The 6,757-nt window shown below is 40.1% G+C and carries 8 protein-coding genes and 1 pseudogene; 4 read left to right on the forward strand and 5 right to left on the reverse strand.

What is annotated here, in order from left to right; all coding sequences use genetic code 11:
* Window positions 1-49: 49 nt before the first annotated feature.
* From HWQ37_RS20745 to HWQ37_RS20765, 5 genes are all read right to left on the reverse strand, one after another.
* Window positions 50-541 (reverse strand): YajQ family cyclic di-GMP-binding protein, encoded by a 492-nt coding sequence (locus HWQ37_RS20745; RefSeq protein ID WP_292750388.1) that lies wholly within the window; start codon window positions 539-541, stop codon window positions 50-52.
* Window positions 542-563: 22 nt separating this feature from the next.
* Window positions 564-686 carry a hypothetical protein gene (locus tag HWQ37_RS20750; RefSeq protein WP_292750390.1) on the reverse strand — a complete coding sequence of 41 codons (123 nt, stop codon included), beginning with the start codon at window positions 684-686 and terminating at the stop codon, window positions 564-566.
* A gap of 15 nt (window positions 687-701) precedes the next feature.
* A complete protein-coding gene (locus HWQ37_RS20755; protein WP_292750392.1) occupies window positions 702-1,100 on the reverse strand; it encodes an MAPEG family protein in 399 nt (132 codons plus the stop codon).
* An 87-nt stretch (window positions 1,101-1,187) separates the two neighbouring features.
* Complete coding sequence (locus HWQ37_RS20760) at window positions 1,188-1,691, reverse strand: DNA recombination-mediator protein A (RefSeq protein ID WP_100902618.1); 504 nt, start codon at window positions 1,689-1,691, stop codon at window positions 1,188-1,190.
* Window positions 1,692-1,860: 169 nt separating this feature from the next.
* Complete coding sequence (locus HWQ37_RS20765; RefSeq protein WP_292750394.1) at window positions 1,861-2,955, reverse strand: phosphotransacetylase family protein; 1,095 nt, start codon at window positions 2,953-2,955, stop codon at window positions 1,861-1,863.
* A 149-nt stretch (window positions 2,956-3,104) separates the two neighbouring features.
* Here HWQ37_RS20765 and HWQ37_RS20770 point away from each other — a divergent pair, with 149 nt between their 5' ends.
* The 4 genes and pseudogenes from HWQ37_RS20770 to HWQ37_RS20785 form a co-directional block, all read left to right on the forward strand.
* Window positions 3,105-3,467 (forward strand): hypothetical protein, encoded by a 363-nt coding sequence (locus HWQ37_RS20770; RefSeq protein WP_292750396.1) that lies wholly within the window; start codon window positions 3,105-3,107, stop codon window positions 3,465-3,467.
* A gap of 115 nt (window positions 3,468-3,582) precedes the next feature.
* A pseudogene (locus tag HWQ37_RS20775) lies at window positions 3,583-3,777 on the forward strand (IS4 family transposase); the annotation flags it as partial.
* A gap of 80 nt (window positions 3,778-3,857) precedes the next feature.
* Window positions 3,858-5,195 (forward strand): glycosyltransferase family protein, encoded by a 1,338-nt coding sequence (locus tag HWQ37_RS20780; RefSeq protein WP_292750398.1) that lies wholly within the window; start codon window positions 3,858-3,860, stop codon window positions 5,193-5,195.
* 78 nt (window positions 5,196-5,273) lie between these two features.
* The coding region (locus tag HWQ37_RS20785) for a DNA methyltransferase (protein WP_292750400.1) at window positions 5,274-6,757 on the forward strand (1,484 nt) is incomplete at its 3' end.

A 6,757-nucleotide genomic window follows, 5' to 3' on the forward strand; every position in this document is an offset into this window, starting at 1 on the left:
CGTAATTCGTAATTCGTAGTTAAAAACTAAACTACGAATTACGAATCTTTTAACGGTAATTTGTAAATTGCAACGCAACTGGGTAGTCTTCTTGTTTTAGTCGCTGCATTACAACTTGCAAGTCATCTTTAGATTTGGCAGAAACTCGCACAGCATCACCTTGGATTGAGGCTTGTACTTTTTTGAATTCGTCCCGAATCAATTTGGAAATTTGTTTGGCGATTTCCTGACTAATGCCTTTTTTGAGTTTGATTTCTTGACGCACGCGATTACCACTGGCTGATTCAACCTTGCCAAAATCAAAGATTTTTTGGGATAGGTTACGCTTGGCGGCTTTTTCCCGCAGGATGTCGTGTACAGAATCTAAGGTAAATTCGCTGTCAGTGCTAACGTTAATGCTTTCTTCGACTAACTCAAGAGTAGTTTCAGTGTCTTTGAGGTCGTAACGACCTTTGATGTCTCGGATAACTTGATCGACGGCGTTAACCAACTCTTGTCGGTCAAAGTCGCTCACAACGTCAAAGGAAAAAGTAGAAGCCATAAAATATTTTGGATTTTAGATTTTAGATTTTAGATTGGGCGTTAGGAGTGCTGAGTGCTGAGTTAGGAATTTTGTTTATCTCCTCATCTCCCTTGTCTCCCTTATCTCCCTCATCTCCCTCATCTCCCTGCCCCCTGCCCCCCATGCACCATGACCCAATTTAACTAGTAGCTTGGATGATACTCAATAAAAAAAGAGTGCCAGAGCTAAAAATGCCAATAGCAAACATCAGCGATCGCAAAAGGGGTATATTCAAAATATAAAAAATTGAGTATAGTAAACGCGCCACCACAAAGGCGATCGCAGCTACTTGCGCTGTCAAAGAATTTACACCAGTTACATAAGCCATTAATGCGGCTGCGGCAAATATCATAAAGGCTTCAAAGGTGTTCTGATGCGCCCAAGTAGCTCGTTGGGCATAAGGTGGCAACTTATCAAACAGAGCGCGTGGAGTAGAAAACATTTCATTTCCAATACGCACACGGGCATACGCTACTAGCAAAAATGGCACATAAATGAGAACGACAGCAGCCGCGATCGAGTACAAAAAAATTATCATTACTTATTAGTCATTGGTTATTAGTCATCAGTCATCAGTCATCGGTCATTAGTCAAATACAAATGACAAAAGACAAATGACAAATGACTAATCAAAGTAGAAAAGCGTCACCACTTTTCTTTGTTCTTCTGCATCTTGACACGTTTGTAACAAGGTGCGACTGTCGTGAAATGCAAAGCAGATTAGTTGCTGGCAACGGGAGACAATCTCTTTGTTGCACAAATAACTAGCTTCAGCAAGGGACAGAGTATCATTACTGGGATTTTCGACTAGATGCATTACTTGTTCTAGTTGCTGGCGCGATTCCAAAGGCTGGCGTTCCAGACTTTGGGGTAAAATCACCGTCAACAAATTTGCATCAGCCCGGGTTGCTCCCTTGATAGCAGCTGAATTTGTACCTGTAGCACCAGAAGTGATGATTCGATTACCCGATAAAACTAGGGCATAAGTCATCATTTCAATAAGATTCTGATGCGTAATCGGGACGTGACGAGAACCCAGCAAGGCAATTCTTTTAGAACCTGTTTGCTGGATTGTAGCCAGTTCTTGCGCTAATGTATCGAGGTTAATAAGGTCTGTTGATTGGCTCAAAGATGGAGATAATCAGACTAAACGACCCAGATATTCTACCAAACAGCGTGTAGATGCGAAAAAAACTTAAGTTAGACATTGCTGCTAATTTTGATTCAAATCATCCGGGATTCGATCCCGGATAATTTACTCCTTCTGCCTCCTGCCTCCTTCAATACACTCATGAATCTTAAGACAATGCGGCTGCGGGAGTTAAACCTAGTTTGGATAACAAGCGCTCAATGTCAAAATGTTCAGACATCAACTGATGAATATACTGAACCTTAATCGGCTCGTGGACACGGACTTGACCAAAAGTGCGGTCAACAATTGCTACAGTAGTCAGGGTATCTAAGTCAACAGACAAAATGGGGATTTCGAGTTCTTCAGCGCGACTGAGAATAAACGGTGGCGGTGGTAGTTGCCCGGTGAGAATTAAACATTGGGTAGAAGTTTCTAAAGCCGCTTGCTGAATTTCCACGCGATCGCCTCCTGTTACCACTGCCATATTCCGGCGTTTGCGGAAATATTTCACGGCTGAATTAACATTCATCGCTCCAATTGCCAGACTTTCTACCAACAAATCCATGCGATCGTTGCGACAGAGAACATCAGCTTTTAACTGCTTGACTAGTTCGCCAACACTGACGCTGCGAAGCAAATCGCTGCTTGGCAGCATTGCTAGCACCGGAATACCCTGCTGTTCCAAAAATGGGCGCAAGATAGTGTCAACCGCTTCTAGTTGGGTGACAGGGATATCGTTGATGGCAACTCCAATCAAGCGATCGCCTACACGCCCTTTTGCAGCCAATAGCGACTCAACCGACAGCAACGATTTATAGCGGGCTACTAACAGCACACCAGCATCCAATACTTCAGCCATTTGCACCAAAGACAAGTCAAACAAATTGCCTTCCGACAAATCACCAGGCCCCTCCAATAACACCAAATCTCCTTGAGATTTATGTAAATATTGCTGTATTAGGGACTGCTGATAATCGGTTTTGTCTTCCCCCCGTAAGCGCTTTTGCACATTTGGTTCATCCAAAGCCAGCATTGTAGGTGCAACGCGGTTTTCCGGCAAATTGAGGCTAAGAGCGATGAACTGGACATCTTCTTCAATTACGGTTCCACCAGACGAATTGAAAGACGTACCGAGTGGTTTACCATAGCTAATATCCAGACCTTTTTGCTGTAGCTGATTGGACAAACCCAGAACAGTTGCAGATTTACCGCTATAATTCTCGGTCGATCCAATCAGCAAATATTTAGGGGATTTTGGCACACATGCACTCCTAATTTCAAAAGTCAGAAGAACCCAGCTAGGTGTTTCCTAATTCTAGTTCCTTCTGGCAAAAGCCTCTCGCTCTCACAAATTAACTGGAGTTTAGACTAAGCCATGCAAAACGACTCAGCAGGGGATGGTACTAATAAATGACTAAATCGCCCTTAACAAAACCCTTGGTTTCAACTAGCACAATTTCATGCCCTCGTATACTAATTATTACTTCTTGTACTGGAAAAAAGCTTCATAACCCAACAAATCAGCTAACAATAGAAGATTTTAAAGACACAGGGAGATTAAGAGAACGCACAGAATTACTTTCAGAATTCTCTTGCCCGTCTGTCCAGATGTACACAGGTAGTCGTTGGAGTCCAGTCAGCTACACTTACAGCCGTGTCGGTTGCCAAAAACAAATGGCACAAGTTGGTAGTCGTGGTGGTCGCATAAGTATTTTGGGTTTGTGGGTCGCCCCAGGTCAGTTTCGAGTATGCCTTGGTTCAAGGTGGGTTTAAAACAGAACGCTACGTTGAAGTTATGGATTGGGTTGCACTCATTGCACAACAGACTGTAGCTGAAACTGGTCGCATCACTGTTGTTCTTCATGACAACGGCTCTCTACATACAAGTAAGTTTTTGTCATTGCCAAATCTCGACATCAAAAAAATTTGGTTTCCGATAGTTATCGAATGGTTAGAAATATATTTTGAACCCCAACAAATAATTTATTTAGCAATTGACCGCACAAATTGGGGTTGTCTAAATCTGTTCATGGTAAGTGTAATTTGGGACAAAAGAAGCTTTCCAATATATTTTGAGTTATTACAATGGGTTAGCAAAAAAAAGGGCTATATTTTAGATTGCCCAAAAAAAGAACAAATTAGGTAATATTTGCCTTTTGACTAATGACTCAAGTAGATATTCTTATCCTTTCAAATGGCCCAGGTGAAGTCACAACTTGGGTGCGTCCAGTAGTAAAGGCGTTGCGGCAAGAATTAGGGGATGACCATTCTTTAGTAAGAATTTCTGTGGTATTATCACCTTGCTCAAATGCCAGTGGTAAAGAAGCAGCGATCGCTCTTTCTTACCCAGAAGTAGATAGAGTACAGGGAGCAGAGCATTTTTGGCAATTTTTGCTTTGGGGCAAAACATTTGAAAATTGGGACTGGAGAAGTCGCGGTGTAGTTGTTTTTTTGGGCGGCGATCAAATTTTTCCCGTAGTCATCGGCAAAAAGCTCGGATATCGCACAGTGGTTTACGCCGAATGGGAAGCCAGATGGCATAATTTGATCGATCGCTTTGGAATCATGAAACCCCAAGTTGTCGCCCGTGTCCCTCAAAAATATGCTCATAAATTCACCGTTGTCGGTGATTTGATGCTAGAAGCTAGTGGTCATTCGTCATTAGTCATTGGTCATTTGTCCTTAGCAAACGACAAAGGACAAATGACTAATGACATAGATGCGTCAACAGCTTCTTACAAGGTAGGACAAAAAACTGAATTGATTGGTTTACTCCCTGGTTCAAAAGCAGCAAAATTAGCCCAAGGAGTACCATTAACTCTAGTCATTGCCGAATACATTCATGCAAAAAGACCGCAAACCAGATTTGTAATTCCTGTAGCCCCAACTTTGGATTTACCAACTTTAGCTAGTTTTGCCGATCCCCAAAAGAACTCTATTGCTGAAATCTTTGGCTGTGGCGGTGCTTCCTTAATTGTCCCAGAGGATGCCAAAGGCAAGGCATTGCTCAAAACAGCAACGGGCTTAACTGTGGAACTGTGGCAAGAAAACCCTGCATATCACTTATTATCCCAGTGCTGCATCTGCTTGACTACGGTGGGGGCAAATACTGCCGAACTTGGTGCTTTAGGAGTGCCAATGATTGTTTTACTGCCAACCCAGCAACTTGACGCGATGCGTTCTTGGGATGGTTTACCTGGATTGTTGGCAAATCTACCAGTAGTTGGTACACCCTTTGCCAAGGTGATTAATTGGTCATTTCTGAGATTTGTGAGACGCAAAGGTTTATTAGCATGGCCAAATATCTGGGCACAGGAAGAGATAGTGCCAGAACTTATGGGTAAACTTCAACCACAAGAAATTGGGGAAATGGTTTTAGACTTTTTGGCGCATCCAGAAAAATTGGATGATATGCGCGCTAAACTCCGAAATATTCGCGGTGAAAGTGGAGCAGCCCAAAAGATAGCAACTTTAGTGAGGGAAGAGATTGATAAATTTTGAATATGAAAATTAAGGTAAAATAAAATTGGTTTGTAGTGAGCGATTTATCGCTTAATTAAACCACTTTAAGGACTAATTATGACTGCACCACCTAGCATTATTCAACTTGTCGATCATTTTCACTTCTCAATAGATTTATATCGGGCTGGTAGTTTGAATGAAACACAAACTAGAATTGAATTTATCGATCCATTTTTTGCAGCGTTAGGATGGGATATTAGAAATGAACAACAAGCTTCTGATATTTATAAAGATGTTGTTCACGAAGATAGTTTAAAAATTAGTGATGCCAAAAAAGCCAAAGCCCCTGATTATAGTTTTCGTGTTGGTGGAGTTAGAAAGTTTTTTGTCGAAGCTAAAAAACCTGCGGTGAATGTAGGAAAAAATATTAGTGCTGCTTTTCAACTTAGGCGTTATGGATGGTCAGCAAAGTTACCCCTGAGTATTTTAACTGATTTTGAAGAATTTGCGATTTATGATTGTCGAATCATGCCGAATCAAAATGATTCAGCATCGACAGCTAGAATTATATATTTTAAATATACAGAATATGTAGATAACTGGGACGAGATATATAATCTTTTATCTAAAGAAGCGGTATTAAATGGTTCTTTAGATAATTTTGCTGAAACTAAAGTTAAATCAGGGATTACTGTTGATAAAGCTTTTTTACAGGAAATTGAAAAATGGCGAGAAAATTTAGCAGTTAATATTGCTTGGCGTAACTTGGAAATTAAACAACGGGAGTTAAATTTTGCAGTACAAATGACAATTAACAGAATTGTCTTTTTACGTATCTGCGAAGATCGGGGAATTGAAATCTATGAACAGTTATTTAATTTATTAAGATTAGAAAATATTTATGAAGAATTAGGGTATTTATTTAGAAATGCAGATTATCGTTATAATTCTGGCTTATTTCATTTTCAAATTGAGAAAGGAAGGGATGATCCAGATGATTTTACCCTCAACCTCAAAATTGATGATACCACTTTAAAACCAATTATTAGAAAACTCTATCCTCCTGAAAGTCCTTATGAGTTTTCAGTTATTCCGGTGGAAATTCTAGGCCAAGTTTATGAGCAGTTTTTAGGTAAGGTAATTACTCTGTCAGCAAGTCGTCAAGCTGTTGTCGAAGCTAAACCAGAAGTTAGAAAAGCAGGAGGTGTTTATTACACTCCTAGTTATATTGTTGACTATATTGTTAAACAAACTATTGGTAAAATTTTAGAGGGTAAAAAGCCAGAAAAGATAAAAGAAATAACAATTATTGATCCGGCTTGTGGTTCAGGTTCTTTTTTAATTGTGGCTTATCAATTTTTACTAGATTGGTATTTACAGCAGTATCTTCAAAATTTTAATAAATATAAAAAGAAAGTATATCAAACTACGGGTGGTAACTTCCGTTTAACCTCAACTGAAAGAAAGCACATTTTATTAACTCATATCTATGGGGTGGATATTGATCAGCAAGCGGTAGAAACCTCTAAGCTATCTTTATTATTAAAGGTTTTAGAGGGTGAGTCAGGGGAAACAATCACGAAACAGTTAACATTATTTAA

Source organism: Nostoc sp. NMS4 (genome assembly GCF_017115095.1).
Lineage (GTDB): Bacteria > Cyanobacteriota > Cyanobacteriia > Cyanobacteriales > Nostocaceae > Nostoc.